This is a genomic window from Streptomyces sp. NBC_01689 (genome assembly GCF_036250675.1).
In the GTDB taxonomy this organism is placed as follows: domain Bacteria; phylum Actinomycetota; class Actinomycetes; order Streptomycetales; family Streptomycetaceae; genus Streptomyces.
In genome coordinates this window covers 1,186,273-1,201,574 of record NZ_CP109592.1, presented here as the reverse complement: position 1 = coordinate 1,201,574, position 15,302 = coordinate 1,186,273, and the positions used below count along the sequence as shown (strand labels likewise).

At 68.4% G+C, this 15,302-nt stretch carries 15 protein-coding genes and 1 pseudogene; 9 read left to right on the top strand and 7 right to left on the bottom strand.

Annotation, left to right across the window (positions count from 1 at the left end; genetic code table 11):
• Positions 1–146 precede the first annotated feature (146 nt).
• Positions 147–317, top strand: coding sequence for a hypothetical protein (locus OG776_RS05025; RefSeq protein WP_187285850.1), 171 nt, complete (start codon positions 147–149; stop codon positions 315–317).
• A 560-nt stretch (positions 318–877) separates the two neighbouring features.
• On the opposite strand, the gene OG776_RS05015 is transcribed toward OG776_RS05025, so the two are convergent.
• Positions 878–1,486, bottom strand: a complete 609-nt coding sequence (locus OG776_RS05015; protein ID WP_187285849.1) for a TetR/AcrR family transcriptional regulator — start codon at positions 1,484–1,486, stop codon at positions 878–880.
• 92 nt (positions 1,487–1,578) lie between these two features.
• On the opposite strand from OG776_RS05015, the gene OG776_RS05010 reads away from it, so the two are divergent.
• The 5 genes and pseudogenes from OG776_RS05010 to OG776_RS04990 all read left to right on the top strand — a co-directional run bounded on the left by OG776_RS05010 (position 1,579) and on the right by OG776_RS04990 (position 5,642).
• The gene (locus tag OG776_RS05010; protein WP_329319155.1) at positions 1,579–2,319 is read left to right on the top strand and encodes an SDR family NAD(P)-dependent oxidoreductase; all 741 of its coding nucleotides are present in this window, start codon (positions 1,579–1,581) and stop codon (positions 2,317–2,319) included.
• A gap of 12 nt (positions 2,320–2,331) precedes the next feature.
• A complete protein-coding gene (locus OG776_RS05005) occupies positions 2,332–2,985 on the top strand; it encodes an NADPH-dependent F420 reductase (protein WP_148014799.1) in 654 nt (217 codons plus the stop codon).
• A gap of 119 nt (positions 2,986–3,104) precedes the next feature.
• The gene (locus tag OG776_RS05000) at positions 3,105–3,497 is read left to right on the top strand and encodes an ester cyclase (protein WP_095853779.1); all 393 of its coding nucleotides are present in this window, start codon (positions 3,105–3,107) and stop codon (positions 3,495–3,497) included.
• Between the two features lie 83 nt (positions 3,498–3,580).
• Entirely contained in the window at positions 3,581–4,267 is a 687-nt protein-coding gene (locus OG776_RS04995) for an SDR family NAD(P)-dependent oxidoreductase (protein WP_148014798.1), read from the top strand.
• Between the two features lie 437 nt (positions 4,268–4,704).
• Positions 4,705–5,642: pseudogene (locus tag OG776_RS04990) on the top strand (helix-turn-helix domain-containing protein).
• A 5-nt stretch (positions 5,643–5,647) separates the two neighbouring features.
• Here the strand turns inward: OG776_RS04990 and OG776_RS04985 are convergent.
• From OG776_RS04985 to OG776_RS04970, 4 genes are all read right to left on the bottom strand, one after another.
• Positions 5,648–6,456 (bottom strand): IS5 family transposase gene (locus OG776_RS04985; protein ID WP_329319152.1). Its coding sequence is split into 2 segments (ribosomal slippage): positions 5,648–6,117 and positions 6,117–6,456, totalling 810 coding nucleotides; the frame shifts between segments, so codons are not numbered across the junction.
• Between the two features lie 172 nt (positions 6,457–6,628).
• The gene (locus OG776_RS04980; protein ID WP_329319150.1) at positions 6,629–7,840 is read right to left on the bottom strand and encodes an ice-binding family protein; all 1,212 of its coding nucleotides are present in this window, start codon (positions 7,838–7,840) and stop codon (positions 6,629–6,631) included.
• 954 nt (positions 7,841–8,794) lie between these two features.
• The gene (locus tag OG776_RS04975) at positions 8,795–9,313 is read right to left on the bottom strand and encodes a hypothetical protein (RefSeq protein WP_329326368.1); all 519 of its coding nucleotides are present in this window, start codon (positions 9,311–9,313) and stop codon (positions 8,795–8,797) included.
• Between the two features lie 23 nt (positions 9,314–9,336).
• Positions 9,337–10,878 carry an NACHT domain-containing protein gene (locus tag OG776_RS04970; RefSeq protein ID WP_329319146.1) on the bottom strand — a complete coding sequence of 514 codons (1,542 nt, stop codon included), beginning with the start codon at positions 10,876–10,878 and terminating at the stop codon, positions 9,337–9,339.
• Between the two features lie 207 nt (positions 10,879–11,085).
• Here OG776_RS04970 and OG776_RS04965 point away from each other — a divergent pair, with 207 nt between their 5' ends.
• Entirely contained in the window at positions 11,086–11,436 is a 351-nt protein-coding gene (locus OG776_RS04965; protein ID WP_261994441.1) for a hypothetical protein, read from the top strand.
• A 349-nt stretch (positions 11,437–11,785) separates the two neighbouring features.
• Complete coding sequence (locus tag OG776_RS04960) at positions 11,786–11,929, top strand: hypothetical protein (protein ID WP_187285532.1); 144 nt, start codon at positions 11,786–11,788, stop codon at positions 11,927–11,929.
• A 77-nt stretch (positions 11,930–12,006) separates the two neighbouring features.
• On the opposite strand, the gene OG776_RS04955 is transcribed toward OG776_RS04960, so the two are convergent.
• Positions 12,007–12,785 (bottom strand): IS5 family transposase gene (locus OG776_RS04955; RefSeq protein WP_329319143.1). Its coding sequence is split into 2 segments (ribosomal slippage): positions 12,007–12,482 and positions 12,482–12,785, totalling 780 coding nucleotides; the frame shifts between segments, so codons are not numbered across the junction.
• Here OG776_RS04955 and OG776_RS04950 point away from each other — a divergent pair.
• On the top strand, positions 12,685–13,215 hold the full coding sequence (locus tag OG776_RS04950; RefSeq protein ID WP_329323829.1) for a hypothetical protein: 531 nt from the start codon (positions 12,685–12,687) through the stop codon (positions 13,213–13,215). The two genes, OG776_RS04955 and OG776_RS04950, sit on opposite strands and share 101 nt — an antisense overlap.
• A gap of 971 nt (positions 13,216–14,186) precedes the next feature.
• Here the strand turns inward: OG776_RS04950 and OG776_RS04945 are convergent.
• On the bottom strand, positions 14,187–14,792 hold the full coding sequence (locus tag OG776_RS04945) for a hypothetical protein (protein ID WP_148008193.1): 606 nt from the start codon (positions 14,790–14,792) through the stop codon (positions 14,187–14,189).
• Positions 14,793–15,302: the final 510 nt, after the last annotated feature.

The window sequence follows — 15,302 nt, the reverse complement described above, 5'->3', positions numbered from 1 at the left end:
GGGTCTGACGATCACGGGTCCGTCTTCTGCGCCAGAAGGGCAGGTCTTGTGCTCGCCACACGGTACGAGGGCAGTCCGTCGGTACAGCTGTCGGTCCGCTCGGGCGTGATCGGGTCAGTTCTGGCGCAGCGGTGAGGTGGTGTGTCGTGGGCGACTGGCGGACCGATCCGACCTCCGCGATGTGTCTGGCGCCGGTGGTCGGGGCGGGACCGGTCTCGTTCGCGGGCGGTCCGTTCTACGTGCGCGCGGTGGTGGCCGGGATCAGGCACGAGACCGAGTCGGCCGTCGCGGGTGCCGTCCCGCACGCGGCCGCGTAGGAAGGCAAACCACTGCGGGGCGTCGCCGAAGTCGTCGGAGACGCCTCGACGCACCGGTGGTTTTGCTCGGCGAGGAAGAGGCCGCGGCCACTGCTGATGGATCCTGCGATTCGCCCGCCGGGAGAACCCGGCTTCGAGGGCGTTGTTGTCGATCGGAAAACGGTGACCGAGCGGACCGGCACCACACCATCGCCCGCTTCACACCCCCCGTCTCAAACAGCTGTCGCGCCAGGCCGGGGGCCTGGTGGTGTGGGTGCTGTACTCCGGGCCCGGCACCGGCACCGGCGACGTCTTCGACCCGGCCCTCGGCCATCTCCGGCTCATGGAGGAGCTGAAGCGAGCGGACGGGGTGCAGATATACCACCACCCGGTCAGCCGGGGCCCGTACTGCACCGGTGCGTCACCCCGGCGGGAGCATTTGCGCAGGTCGTCGTCGCGCATCCGCACCGCCGCGCCACGAGCCGGTGCTCGACAACCCGGGAAGTTGCCCATCACGCTGCCGAGAGATGATCACCCGCCAGGCCGACACGGCACGGCCCCCCCCCGCCGCCAATGCGGTGTCAGGACAGGGGCCAGTGGCGCAAGGCTGCGTCGGCCAGCTCCTGCAAGTCGTCGCGGGCGACGCCGCTCGCGGCTTGGACGGCGATGCCGTAGGCGAGGGTGGTGAGGTAGCGGGCCAGGAGGCCGGGGTCGGTCTGCGGGGGCAGATCGCCGTCATCGACCGCGCGCCGGAACCGCTCGCGGATGCGGGCGTATCCGGCACTGCGCCAGTCGACGAGGAGGGCGCGGACATCCTGGCCGGAGTCGCTGGTGGTCAGGGCGCTCTGGACGCCCAGGCAGCCGTGGGGGTGGGCCGCGCGGGTGGTGGTGCGCACGGTGCCGGCCAGGATGGCGGTGGCGACGCCAAGGGCAGTCGGCTGCTCCAGGGCCTGGGTCAGGTAGGCGCTCGGGCCGTCGGTGTAGCGCTCCAGCACCTTGCGGAAGAGCTGCTCCTTGTTGCCGAACGCGGCGTACATGCTGGTGGTGGAGATCCCCATCGCATGCGTCAGGCCGGCGGTGCTGGCCCCCTCGTAGCCATGCTGCCAGAACACCAGCATGGCGCGCTCAAGGGCGGCGTCGGCGTCGAATCCTCGCGGTCGGCCGATCGGGCCGGTCGGTTTCGTCTCCACCCCCACACCCTACCCCTTCCGCAGTGTTCGCTGCGGAAGTGCTACGGTCCACTTCTGTAGTGACTGCTGCAGAAGTGGAAGGGGCGGCACACATGGGACTACTCGACGGAAAGAGCGCTCTCGTCACCGGGGGCAGCGCCGGCATCGGCCTGGCGAGTGCGGTCCGGCTGGCAGCTGAAGGCGCGCACGTCTTCATCACCGGCCGGCGCGCGACTGAACTCGACGCGGCCGTCGACCTGATCGGTCCTGCGGCCACTGCGGTGACCGGCGACATCGCGAACCTGGACGACCTGGATCGGCTCTACGCCACCATCCGCAGCCGGGGCGGGGGCCTGGACGTGCTGTTCGCGAATGCCGCCATCGCCGCGCTCGCTCCGCTGGAGCAGGTCACCGAGGAGCACTTCGACACCCTGTTCGGCATCAATGTGCGCGGTCTGCTGTTCACCGTCCAAAAGGCCCTGCCGCTGCTCAACGACGGCGCCTCGGTGATCGTGAACGGCTCGACCAACGGGGACGTCGGCGATGCGGAGCTCGGCGTGTACGCGGCGACCAAGGCCGCCACGCGCTCGTTCGCGCGGACCTGGGCAAACGAACTCAAGGGACGCGGTATCCGGGTCAACACCCTCACCCCCGGCCCGACCGACACCCCCGCCCTGGCGGGGCTGACCCCCGACCCGGAACGGTTCAAGCAGCACCTGATGACGCGGGTGCCGCTGGGCCGGCTCGGGCGCCCGGAGGAGGTGGCCGCCGCCGTGGCCTTCCTGGCATCCGAGCAGAGCAGCTTCATCACCGGTTCGAGCCTGTACGTCGACGGCGGCCTGAACCAGATCTGAGAGGCGGACCCCATGCCCACCATCGGGATCATCGGCGCCGGCGAGGTCGGCAGCCAGATCGCTCGGGCGGCCCTGGCCCACGGCTACAGCATCGTGATCGCCAACTCGCGAGGACCGGAAACCCTGCAGCATCTGGTCGCGGAACTCGGCCCGTCCGCGCGGGCCGCCCGCGCCGCGGACGCTGCAGCCGCCGGCGATTTCGCCGTCGTGGCCGTCCCGTTGAAAACGGTCAACAACCTGCCGGTCGACGCCCTCGCCGGCAAGATCGTATTGGATACGAACAACTACATGATCTGGCGCGACGGTCACTTCGCCCGCATCGACTCCGGCGAGACGACCGTACTCGAGCTGCGCCAGGAGCACCTGCCCGCCTCCCGGGTCGTCCAGGCGTTCACCCATATCCAAGCTCCCCGCATCACCACCGCCGGCCGCCCCGCGGGCGCCCCTGACCGGCTGGCACTTCCGACCTCCAGCAACTTCCCCGACGCCGCGGACCTCGTGACCCGGCTCTACGACCAGTTCGGCTTCGACACCGTCAACAACAGTCCATTGAGCGCCTCGTGGCGCACGGCCCCCGGTCAACCCGCCTGGACCGCGCTGGCGCACCAAACGCGCGACGAGCTCATCGCCAACCTGAGCCGAGCACAGCGCCTTGGTCCGACGTGACCATGACCGGCGGCCCCCCTCCGCAGTCGCGGTCGTCCGGCGCGGCCGCAGCGGCATTCCCGCTCCGACCCTCCACGCGCGGCCCCGATCCGGAGCCACCCCACAGAAAGGCCCCTCACATGTCCGACAGTGATCTGCGCACGTTCTACCGGCGCTACCTCGAAGCGCTCAACGCCCACCAATTCGATGGCATGGACGCATTCATCAACGACCGGACCACGTTGAACGGGGAGCCCGCCACCCGAGACGACCTCCTGGCCGTGCAACGGCAGGACGTGGACGCGGTACCGGACCTGCACTGGGAGTTGCAGGAGCTGCTCTTCGACGGTGACCGTCTGGCTGCGCGCCTGGTCAACACCGGCACCCCCGTGAAGCCCTGGCTCGGCGTGGCTCCCACCGGCGCCTCGTTCGAGATCACCGAGTACGCCATCTACCAGGTCCGCGACGGGCGGTTCGTGCACATGACAGCCCTGCACGACGCCGGTGAACTGCGCCGGCAGCTGACCGGCTGACCCGCAAGTTCGCGCCTGCCCCACTGAGACATGTCCGCATACCGAGAACGGCCCGCTCGGGCACTTCACTTGCGAGGATCTGCATGACCATCACACTGATCACCGGGGCCAACAAGGGCATCGGCTTCGAGACCGCCCGACAGTTGCTGGCGGTGGGCCACGTGGTCTACCTCGGCGCGCGGGACGTCGAGCGCGGACAGCAGGCCGCGGCGGCGTTGGACGCGAAATTCGTGCAGCTCGACGTGACCGATGACGCCTCCGTGCACAGCGCGCTGGCGGCCATCGACGCGGCCGAGGGCGGGCTCGACGTCCTGGTGAACAACGCAGGCATCTTGGGGGACGGAGCCCTCGACGGCCCCACCGCCCTGCGCGCCTTCGACACCAACGCGGTCGGCCTCGTGCGGGTCACGGAAGCGGCGCTGCCTCTGCTGCGCAAGTCCGCGAACCCCACCGTGGTGACCGTCTCCAGCAGCGCCGGATCCTTCTGGGCCGTGACCAACCCGGACCGCCCGGAGTACGCCTTGCCGCTGGCGCTGTACTCGGCGTCCAAGGCCGCCGCCACCATGCTCACCGTCCAGTACGCCAAGGCCCATCCGGGCATCAAGTTCAATGCAGTCGAACCCGGCACCACCGCGACGGACCTGACAGCGGCCTTCGGTGTCGGCAGGACGCCGGAGGAGAGTGCGAGGGTCGTCGTACGTCTCGCCACACTCGACGCGGACGGCCCGACCGGCACCTTCCAGGACGAAAACGGGAAGGTGCCCTGGTAGGCAGGCCAGCGCGGCTGGGAGGGCCCAGCCGCGCCCAGGCCGGCGGGTCACCGGCCAGATCCATGCGGTGTCCCGTCCCTGCGGGCGAGCAGCGCCGGACACATCCTCGACGTCGTGCACGCCGACCGCCTCGCCCCCGCGCATCCACGACAGCGCTCTTCGCCATGGACCTCATCGCCCGCCACGCACAGCGAGCTCTGCACGTGGTTCTGCTGACCCTGCCCGATGACACGGACGTCTGGGATGCGGCGCCCGCCCTCGTTGGGGGTCGACTCCTCAGACGACGCGTACCCGGGTAACTGGCAGCTGCCGGTCTGATCGAGACCGGTCCGTTTCGGCTGCCTGCGATCGCGGCGGCATGGCACGTGATCAGCAACCGCTGCCCCATGGCAACCTTCGGTCCAGCACAGTGACTTGGAACCGGAGGTACTCCGCGCGTGGCGTCGAAGACCAATCCCACCATCAAGAGGCGCCGTCTGGGGGCTGAGCTGCGTCGGCTGCGCATGGACAGCGGGCTGGAGAGCAGGGAAGTCGCCGAGAGGCTCATGGTCTCCCAGCCCAAGATCAGCCATCTGGAGAACGGCAACCGTGCCATCAGCCCCCGCGACGTGCGCGACCTGTGCGCGCTCTACGGAGTGACGGACCCCCAGGTCTCGACTCGCTGACCGAGATGGCCAGGGAATCCGGCCAGCGGGGCTGGTGGCACCCCTACGGCGACATCCCGAACAGCGTCTACATCGGCATGGAGACAGACGCCGCCTCCCTCCATGCCTACGAGCCCATGGTGATTCCCGGTCTGCTGCAAACCCCCGCCTACGCCCAAGCGGTCATCGAAGAAGCCATCCCCCAGATCACTGTCGAACAGGCCGCCGCACGCCTCAAGGTACGGCTGCGCCGCCAGCACCGGATCTACAACCCGGGCTGCCCATTGCGCCTGTGGGTCATCCTGGACGAATCAGCGCTGCACCGCGTTGTCGGCAGCCCCGACATCATGCGCGACCAACTGGAGCACCTGAAGGCCCTCAGCACTGAGCCGCACATCACCGTGCAGGTCATCCCCTACGCGGCAGGCGCCCACCCGGGCCTGTCCGGACAGTTCTCCATCCTGACGTTCGCCGACAGCGCCGAGACAGGAGTGGTGCACCTGGAACGGTTCACCAGCGACCTCTACCTGGAGAAACCCTCCGACGTGCAGTACTACAGCGTGATGCACGACAAGCTCCAGGCCCAGGCCCTCGACCCCGGCGCCAGCCGCGACTTCATCACCGACGCCATCAAGGCGTTCATCGACGCGGCGAGCCGCCCTCAGTGCTGGCCGCAGGAACTGGTGGCTGCCGGACCCCTCCTGTTGACGCGGGCCTGTCCGCCTTACTGATCGTTTCAGAATGAAGTTCTGAGTCTTCTCAAGCAGATGATGCTGCAGGCGAGTTGGAGTAGTCCGAGGTGGAGGTCGGCACGTATCTCGTAGCTGATTCGGAGTCGTTTGAACTGGTGGAGCCAGGCGAAGGTTCGCTCGACGACCCAGCGGGTTTTGCCCAGGCCGGAGCCGTGGGAAGTGTCTTTGCGAGCGATCTTCGGCGTGATGCCGCGGGCCCGGATCAGTCGGCGGTACTTGTCATAGTCGTAGCCGCGGTCGGCGAACAGCCGACGTGGCCGGTTGCGAGGCCGGCCTCGAACACCGCGGACGCGGGGTATCGCGTTCAGCAACGGCATCAACTGGGTCACGTCGTGACGGTTTCCGCCGGTCGGCGAGACAGCCAAGGGGGTGCCGTGCCGGTCGACGATCAGGTGGTGCTTGCTGCCGGGCCGGGCCCGGTCGACCGGCGAAGGTCCGGTGTGAGCCCCCCTTTGAGAGCCCTGACATGCGAGCCGTCGATCGCCGCGTCATCCATGTCCAGCAAGCCCGCCGCACGCAACTCTGCCAACAGCACCTCGTGCAGTTGCGGCCAGACACCCGCCTCGGTCCAGTCCCGCAGACGCCGCCAGGCCGTCACACCACTGCAGCCGACCTGATCAGCCGGCACGTCCCGCCGGCTCACACTCTTGCACAGCACATAAACGATGCCCCGCAGCGCAGCCCGGTCATCCGCCGGCAACCGCCCGGGGTACCGATACCGCCTCGCCGGACGAGCCGGCAGCAGCGGAGCCACACGCTCCCACAGATCATCGGGCACAAGATCAGCAGACACCCAACAGATCCTGCCGACATGACACCCAACTGCCAAGCCCCATAACGAACTTCATCCTGAAACGATCAGTTAGTCCGGTGCCTTTCGGACTTTCACCGGCTGGGCGCGGCGGAATCGGTGAGGATTCCGCCGCGCGCTGTCAGCCGACGAGCCGAGTCACTGCGGGTGCTGTTCAGCCCTGGTAGTTCTTGGCGTATTCGAGGGCGGCGTCGCGGCTGCGGGGGACGTCGGCGTAGCCGTAGTTCTCCTCGGGCTTCTCGCCGTAGGAGGGCTTGCCGTGGTCCACGTCGTGCCCGTGATGGGGCTTCTCGCCGTGGTGAGGCTTCTGACCGTGGTGGGGCTTGTGGCCGTGGTGGTGGCCCGGCTTGTTGTCGTGGTGGTGCGGCTTTCCGGGCTTCCCGCCGTGTCCGGAGCCACCGGTGGTCCCGCCGACGGTGTTCCCGCCGACCGTGTTTCCGGCGGTGCCGTTCCCGGCCGTGTTGCCCTGCGTGTTCCCGGACGTGCTGTTGCCGGCGGTGTTGCCCACGGTGTTCCCGGACGTGTTGCCGGCGACGTTGCCCGAGGTGTCACCACTGGTCACACCGCCCGTGACCAGACCACCGGTGACCAGGCCACCGCTAGTGGTCGTCCCACCGGTGGTGGTCGAGCAACTGTTGAGGAAGATCCTGTTGTTGTCGAGCGTCACGGCACCGTTACGGGCCAGGGCGCGGCCCTCGATGTTCGTGCCCGTGGTCACGCTGATCGAGGTCAGGGCCATGATGGTGCCGACGAAGGTGGAGTTGGTGCCGAGGGTGGCCGAACTCCCGATCTGCCAGTACACGTTGCAGGCCGAAGCGCCGTTCGTCAGCAGCACCCGGCTGGACGTCGCCGTCGTCAGGGCCTCGGGGATCTGGAACACCCAGACGGCGTTCGGGTTCCCTTGGGCGTCCAGGATCAGGTCGCCGGTGAGTCCGACGCCGGCCGTAGCGGTGTAGACACCCGGACTCAACGTGGTGCCCGTGGTGATGGCCGCCGGCAGCGCGAAGTCGGTGGCCTGGCCGGCCGCCTGGTTGTAGGCCGTCACCAGGTCGGACTTGGCCTGCAGTGCGACGGCGTCGGCGGCGTGCACGGCGCCGAGCACCTGACCGGGCGGGAATCCGGAGATCGCCGGGTTCGGGCTCGTCCCGAGGTCGTGACTGATCAGGGACGGGCCGGTGTTGGTGACTCCCTGACCGGACAGAACCGAGAAACTCGCGGCAGTGGCCAGAGGCACGGGCGTGGCGATGGCAAGCGCCTGCGTCGGGGTCAGGGCGACCATCGTGCCGGCAACCGTCGCGGCAAGAGCCGAGGCCAGCAAGCCGGACAAACCGCGGCCGCGAGCCGCGTGGGGGAACTTCAGCTTCATCTAGAGGCCATTTCCTGTGGGGGGCCGGGGCATACCCGGGCCCTACCGATCGCCCGGGAAGCCATGTTGCTGTTGCGGCATATTACGCACGGAAATGCACCCGTCGGCACACATAGCAGAAGGAAACTCAATTGTCCCTCTATGTGGCGCAATGGGCATCAGAGGAAACCAATCTATGATCCCGATCATCGGATTTTTCTGCTGGGCGGTCATTTGAAAATCGAATCCCCGGCGCCCCTCGCGTTGGAGGGCTGCGCAAGGCGCCTCGGCTCACTGGGCTGGTTGGTAGCGAGGGCTGTGCTCGCAAGCAGACCCTGAGGTGACAGCGCCTCTCACTCCGGACGAAGAGGTCGTCACCCGCTTCCTGTATCGCGCCCTCCACGCCCTGCCCCGCGCTCTGGAATTCGATCTGCTCAACGAACAGGGCTCCCGCTGACCGAGACCATCGCCTTGATGCGCCTGTCAGAGGCGCCCGGACATCCGAGCCACCGCCCTGAACAACGCCGTCCGCCTCCTCGGTCCCGCCGGCGAACCCGTTCTGATCCAGGCCGCAGACGACTCCCAGCCAGCTGTCCACGGACCCGCACGAAACACCCTCACCAACGGGAACGGACCAGACAGTCGGGAGAAGGCTGTTCCGGCAAAAAATCTTCGCCGATCCAATGTGACCTGCAACATCCTGATGTCGTATCGGCGCTGTGGGCCCTCGGCGTCCCAGCCAGAGGAGTTCCGGCATCGAAGCGGGCGAACCGAGTCTCCGCACGACCGTGCCCTGCAGTTTCCCCGCCGAGTACTGGATGCAGCTGCGGGCCACGAATCCGGTTCCTGCGACGGGATCGGGGCGACGTCGGCGCCGACCTCTACCGCCAGTTCGGCATCGTTCACGGTGTGACGTCCGAGGCGCCGGGTTGGCCGCCGCGGGAGGCCGTGTACAGGCAGCCGGTGGGGCGGTTGTCAGGGAGTGGGGTGCGCGGTGAGCCAGTCCTGGAGTTCCCGGTGGCGGAACTGGTAGGCCACGCCGGAGATCCGCAGGAGTCCTGCCTCGTAAGCCCAGTTCAGGAACGTGCCGAGACGCCAGGGCAATCGGCCCCGTATACAGAGCAGGAAGACCAGGTAACGACGGCCAGCCCCAGAGAGCCCGTACAGACCGATCGTAGGCCCGATCACAAGCCCGCCCAAGAGCCCGCCCAAGAGCCCGATCCCGATCACGAGCCCGCTCGTGAGCCCGACCACGAGCCCGCTCGTGAGCCCGATCATGAGCCCGAACGCGAGCCCGAGCACGAGCCCGACCGTGAGATCGTCCCGCACCGGATGACGCGGGTCTGTCGGCGGAGCATCTTTCAGGCGCTTGACGAGCCCGACCGCGAGCCCGACCGCGAGCCCGAACGCAGGCCCGACCACGAGCCCGATCACGAGCCCGATCACGAGCCCGATCACGAGCCCGAACGCGAGCCAGACCGCTACCCCGATCACGAGCCCGAACGCGAGCCCGACCTCTAGCCCGCCCACAAGCCCGAACGCGAGAGTTCCGGCGAGCTGGCGGAGGCGGGTTGGGCTGCGCAGCCGCTGGAGCTGGAACGTTTGAGGCTCGGGGACGAGAGGACGACTGGCCTGCCAGATAGATCCCAGGGACATGCCCACTGGAAGGGCGAACAGTTGGGGGGCGGGAAGCCCATGTAGACCAGGGACAGGAGCAGGGTGGTGAAGGCGAGAGGGAGGAGGACGCAGAGCAGGGTGTCGGCGGTGCGGACGCGACGGGGCCCGGCCATGGGCCAGAGCTGGTGGAGGACGATGTCGGTGCTGCTGGCGGTGGTCATGGGTGTGGTGGTGGCGAGGTGGGCGGCGAGCGCGGCGAGCCAGCGGTGGGCCTGATCGGGGCGGTAGTGGTTGGGGCGGGTGGGGTGCTGGTGGGCGGCTGCGGGGAGGTAGAGGGCGAGGAGGTGGTCGCGGACCGCGCTGGGGGAGGCCAGAGTGAGCAGGTGGTCCGGTTCACGGAGGTAGGCCAGGGTGTCGGTGTGGCGTTCTTCGTAGGTGGTGGCGGCCAGATTGAGGCGCCAGGGGGTGGCGAGCGAGCGGGCCAGAGTGCCGCCGGGCGCGGCCGTGAACGTGTCGATGACCGGCCTCCAACGGTCGGGGCTGGTGCTGCGGGCGGTGAGATACGCGGCGGCCTGGCCGGGGCTGACGTCGTCGAGCTGGATGCGGGCCGCCTCACGCATCCGCAAGTCCAGGCCGCCCAGATCCTCGTACTGGGTGGTACGGCAGGTCAGGACGACCGGGGCGATGCCGGTGGGGTCCTGGTAGGCGTTGAGCTCCTGCAGGGCGCGTGCGGCGCGGCGGCGGCCGGCCGGTGTGGCGTCGGTGTCCATCTCGTCCAGGCCGTCCAGGACCGGCACGACGCGGTATCCGTTCACCAGTGTGCTGGCGTCGGCGAGGGTGATGCCCTGGTCCCGGAACTGCTGGTGGACCTGGTGGGCGAGCCATTCCTGAAGAGGTTGCTCGGTGTTCCAGTCGGCCAGGGAGAAGCGGACCGGGACGGGGTCGGTGTCGATGCGACCGGGGTGGGTCAGCAGTCCGAGGATGAGGTCCAGGGCGAGCAGGGTCTTGCCGGCGCCCGGTTCACCGGTGATGGCCAGGCGGCCGGGGCGCAGGTTCAGGTAGTAGGACACGATGTCGGTGAGGCGGCCGTGAGCTGCGGGGCCGGTCGCGTTGTTGGCGGGCTCGGTGCGCTGGTGGAAGGTCACGTCGATGCGAGGGGCGCCGGACCCGATCAGCTGGGCGCGCTGCCGGGTCTCGGCCGCGGCCACGACGCCGGCCAGCGTCTTCACCTTCGCATCGGTGTCCGCCGCGGCCTCGCGGCGGTCGTCACGGAAGGCGGCCCAGGCCAGATAGGCGCCGGGCAGGGTGGGGGCCAGGGCGACGAGCGTGGCGGCCAGCCGCGCCACCTGGAAGTGCTTGGACAGCCACAGAGCCAGCAGCACGGTCACGGCCTGAAGGACGGCATAGATGGCGGCTGGCCGGCGGGTCCGTGATCGTGTCATGCGACGTATGGTCGCCAAGCCGCTCCGTAGCGGGCGGACGATCGCCACCTTCGATTCTTGACTGTGACACGGCATCACATATCGGCGCCGCACCGGACCTGAGTCAGTGACAGGGCATTTCAACGGCGCGGGAGCGCGAGAACTTGACGCACTGAGCTCCCGATCCCGCGTCCGAGGATCGAGTTCCACTACAGCTAGAGTGCCGCAATGAAGTTACGCGGAGTGTTCGTCACGCTATTCCTGGTCCCGCTGGTGTGGGGGGCGATCACCCTGCTGAGGGCCGGTGCGGCCCACGGCATCCCGGTCTGCCCGGGATACCAGCTGAACTCGGAGGGCGAGGACGAAACCGGCCCGATGCGGTCGAACTCTACCTGCGCGCTCGGTTACAGCACCCACGGCGGCGATTCGACCGGCACGGCCACGTACGAGCAGGTCAAGTACGGTCAGAAGGTAAAGCGCGGCGAACTCCTGGGCAGCGGCCTGCTGTACATGCTGTACGGAACAGCGGGCATGACCGCTACCGTGATGGCCACCCGGAACCGCGCCGCCGGACGCTAGGTCGGCTGCCGGCCAGGCGCTGCCCTGCACCACGCGGGTCTGTGAACGGGGAAGCCGTCCCCTGTAGGAGGGCATGTCGGTGCGGTGTGCGGCCCGTCTGCCCTCGTACGGACACGACCCTCGATTACGGTCGGCTCCGCCCCCGCGCCGATCCGACGCTCCCCGAACCGGGTGCCGTACGTCGGGTGGAACTCATCCTGGCCCGGATGACAACCCTGCACATTCCCTCGGCGAGGCGCTGCAGGAGAAGGCCGGCCGCCAGTCGCGCACTGCACAGGGTGTGGACGGGTCTGGGCAGAGGGAGTGATCGCGGCGTAGCCTCGAAGATCCGATCATCCGGAGGGCGCACGTGGACGACCTGTGGGCAGCGCTGATTGCGGGCGCGACCGGACTTTTCGGTGCTGCCATCGGCGGCTACTTCGCGAAGTCGGGTGCCATCAAGGGTGCCGAGACCGCAGCAGCAGCGCAGCAACGCCAGGTCGTCCAGCAGTAGGAGCACGAGAGAAGGCAGTGGACGCGGCAGGAGCGAAAGGCGGACTACGACGCCGTGATTCGGTCTTAGACCGTGTCCTACGTGGTGAGGCGAACGAGCTTTTTGTAGCAGCAGAGGGCGGCAGCAAGGCCGAGAAAGGCCAGGTAGTTGCGGGGGTGGCGTTCGTAACGGTGGTTGAGTCTGCGGTAGCCGGTCAGCCAGGACATGGTCCGTTCGATGACCCAGCGTCGGCGCCCCAATCGTTCGCTGGACTCGACTCCCTTGCGGGCGATACGGACACCGATGTGCTTTCCCCACAGCCATTTTCGCAGGTGGGGGATGTCGTAGGCCTTGTCTGCGTGGAGACGTCGGGACTTGAAGTACCGGCCACGGTGGGGGTCGTGTCTCGTTTGGTGACCCATGATCATGGGCTTGAGGGCGAGGCTGTCGTGGGTGTTGGCTGCCGAGAGGCCGACGACGGTGGGCAGTCCGTTCGCGTCCGACAGAACGTGCATCTTGGAACCCGGCTTGCCCCGGTCCACGGGACTCGGACCTGTGAGTTCGCCCCCTTTTTCGCCCGCACATGAGCTGAGTCGAGGACAGCTCGGGAGAGGTCGAGCAGGCCGGCATCGTCCAGGCGGTGCAGGATCTCCTCGTGCAGCCGGCCCCACACACCCGCCCGCGACCAGATCAGGAACCGACGGTGCGCGGTCGACTTCGATATCCCGAAGCACGGCGGCAGAGCCCGCCAGGCGCACCCGCTGACCAGCACATAGATGATCGCCGCGAACAGCGTCTCATCAGGCGTGTCCTGCGTACCGCCGCCCTGCGGCCGCACCTTCGACGGCGGGATCAGCGGCTCCGCGATCTCCCACAACCCGTCCGGAACAATCCAACTCCACGTACCCCGCCCCATAACCAAGCCCAACGACCCAACCCCACGTAGGACACGGGCTTACGACCAGTTCGCTGCCCTCCTGGCAAAGTTCCGCACGGCCCTGAAGACTGGTCAGGACCTGGTAGCTCTCAACGCGCAGTTGGACGACGCGTACATCGATCTCCCGCTCGCCGCTGACGGGGTGCACCTCCTTGGACCCGAGGAGGTGTGGGATGCGGCCAGACAGCTCGCAGCGAGGAGCCGGGAAACGCTGGTCGTCCACCGCGATTTCGCTGAAGCGTTGCGCACCAGGAACGACCACTCGCTGGGTATCCCGTGGCTCGATCTTCAGCCAGCACGGAACGCGAGCGGAGACGCGCTGGCCGAGTTCTCGACCGCCTGTCGATCAGTACTTGGGGGAGAGAGGTAGGGCAGTTCGTGGTGACGGCGCGAGCCGGGCGGCTGCCGGTGGGCTGACCTAGACGACCTGCGAAGCGTCGAGTTACCGTTGCAGTGGCCCGCGCCGGACCACGAGTGCAACGCGCTCTCGACGAAAGGTTCGGCCATGCCCATCACTCTCACCACTGCACGAACCGCGCGCCACTTCGCAGACATCGAAGCGCAGCAGCAGACCCTCCTCGCGACCTGCCAGCCGGCCCCGCTGCCGCACTGCCCGCAGTGCGCGCACCGGCTCTCCGCGATCGGCCTCGACCCGGACGGGACACGGATCGACTTCGACTCCTGCGGTCACCGGTTCATCCTCGGCCGCGCGGCGTCGACCGCCGGACTCGCGGCGCACCGCACGGCCCACGTGGGCCTCCCCCGTCCGATAGTGAACGATCAGCCTACTCGTCGCGGGCCGGCAGACCACGCCACGGAGCATCCCCCAGCAGCGGCACAGCTCGTAGAGGTCGTCCCACCATCGGCGTCTTCGATTGCCATCCGGTAGCCGCCCGGCACGCCTCAGGCTACAAACCGGCGTCTACTCATGGCTGCTCCCCCGGCCGTGGCAGCCGCAGGGTTTCGTCACGGCCTCCCTTGTCCTGGTCGGCGGTCAGTCCCCGTTTCCTGTGTGTCTGCGTTGTCGTGGCTGTCCCAAAGGAGCCGCTCAATAATTGGGCCGACCTCTTCATGCTCGACCCACGCCTGCGAGTTGCCGGCCGGCTGCGGCACTTCGAGACCACGACTCCGATTGCGAGCCACGAAGGCGCTGCCGCCCTTCGGTCCTAGAGCTCACAGACATACTGCCTGTGGTGAGGTCGTGCAGGAAGAGGTCAGATCACAGCTCGGGGGGAGACACAACAGCAACACCCGACAGGGGAGTTAAGTTTCACCTCCCAGGCCGCCGAAAAGTCCGGGAGGCGCGCAGCAGATGCCGCGTGCGCGTTCACCTCGGTCCCGTCAGCCTCGCAGACCCGTCCGCCTGAGCGCGACCTTCGACAGGTCAGCGATGACGTCCTGGTCCCCACGACGCCAGGCGTCGGCGAGTCCGCCGGGCGGAACAGGCACCGCGGACAGCGCGCGCTGCGGTCCGGCCAGGACGCGCAGGGCGAGCAGGTCGGCGCCGCCGGGGGCGTCGAGCAGACGGCGGGTGGCGGAGCTGCGCCGGACCCAGAGCAGGCGCGGGGGGAGCCACAGCAGCAGCACCAGGACCACGGAGAAGACGATCAGCGCGACTGTGGTCAGCGTGGCCACGTGGCCGACGGTGGATTGAAGGGACTGTCCCGCATCGGACAGACCGGTGCCGGCCTCGGCAGCGGACCGCAGTGGCTTGCGCAGGGAGTCCCCGACGAACGGCACCTTCGAGGCCGCGTCCCCGGCGTCACCGAGGCCACTGGCGAGAGTGTCGCCGGCGCTCTGCGCCTTGCGGCCCGGTTCGGCCAGCAACATGATCGCGTGATGGACGGCCAGGGCGAACTTCACCGCGGCCGCGATCACGACGACAGCGACCAGGTCCGCGACGATCTGACGGCTTCGGCGTCCAGGGGTCTGGGCGTATAGACGCATGAGCGTGCTCCTGTTCCAGCGATGCCATCGAAGCGGGACCGGCTCGGCCGCACGAGGCGCGCCACCCCCCGGCTCGGGGAGAATCCGCTCCCGCTGTTCCCGTCAGATCTCCGTACTTCCCCGAAGCCTTACCCCCGAAGACAGGGGTCACGGCAGAAAATCTCCTTGGGTCACGTCTCCCTGCCGCAGGGTCAGGCGAGTTGTGTCTCCGTGCGGCTTTCGTGAACGACTCGTCCGGCACCCGTGCGGGCCGCTCTACCCGATTATCTCTGACGGAACCGCCGAGGGCCGCTCACCGCCCATCGCGGTCGCTGCCGATCGCACGTATCGGGGGCGTATCGGAAAGCGCAAAGGTCACCGCAACGGACCCCCACTCCCACGGGGGCAGGAACCAGGATCAGTCCCCGATCGCCCCGCCGCAAGGTGACCTTCGGCCTCTGGGTCCTCGGCGCGGCGGGCGTCCGGGTCGTTCTGAGGCGGCCGCTCATAATGTCCGCCCCGATGTGCATG

Excerpts from the sequence above, each read along its gene's own strand:
- OG776_RS05005 (WP_148014799.1), top strand. The coding sequence starts at position 2,332 with ATGCCCACCATCGGGATCATCGGCGCCGGCGAGGTCGGCAGCCAGATC.
- OG776_RS04980 (WP_329319150.1), bottom strand. The coding sequence starts at position 7,840 with ATGAAGCTGAAGTTCCCCCACGCGGCTCGCGGCCGCGGTTTGTCCGGC.
- OG776_RS04945 (WP_148008193.1), bottom strand. The coding sequence starts at position 14,792 with ATGCGTCTATACGCCCAGACCCCTGGACGCCGAAGCCGTCAGATCGTC.
- OG776_RS04970 (WP_329319146.1), bottom strand. The coding sequence starts at position 10,878 with ATGACACGATCACGGACCCGCCGGCCAGCCGCCATCTATGCCGTCCTT.
- OG776_RS05000 (WP_095853779.1), top strand. The coding sequence starts at position 3,105 with ATGTCCGACAGTGATCTGCGCACGTTCTACCGGCGCTACCTCGAAGCG.
- OG776_RS04995 (WP_148014798.1), top strand. The coding sequence starts at position 3,581 with ATGACCATCACACTGATCACCGGGGCCAACAAGGGCATCGGCTTCGAG.
- OG776_RS04950 (WP_329323829.1), top strand. The coding sequence starts at position 12,685 with ATGATCGCCGCGAACAGCGTCTCATCAGGCGTGTCCTGCGTACCGCCG.
- OG776_RS04965 (WP_261994441.1), top strand. The coding sequence starts at position 11,086 with ATGAAGTTACGCGGAGTGTTCGTCACGCTATTCCTGGTCCCGCTGGTG.
- OG776_RS05010 (WP_329319155.1), top strand. The coding sequence starts at position 1,579 with ATGGGACTACTCGACGGAAAGAGCGCTCTCGTCACCGGGGGCAGCGCC.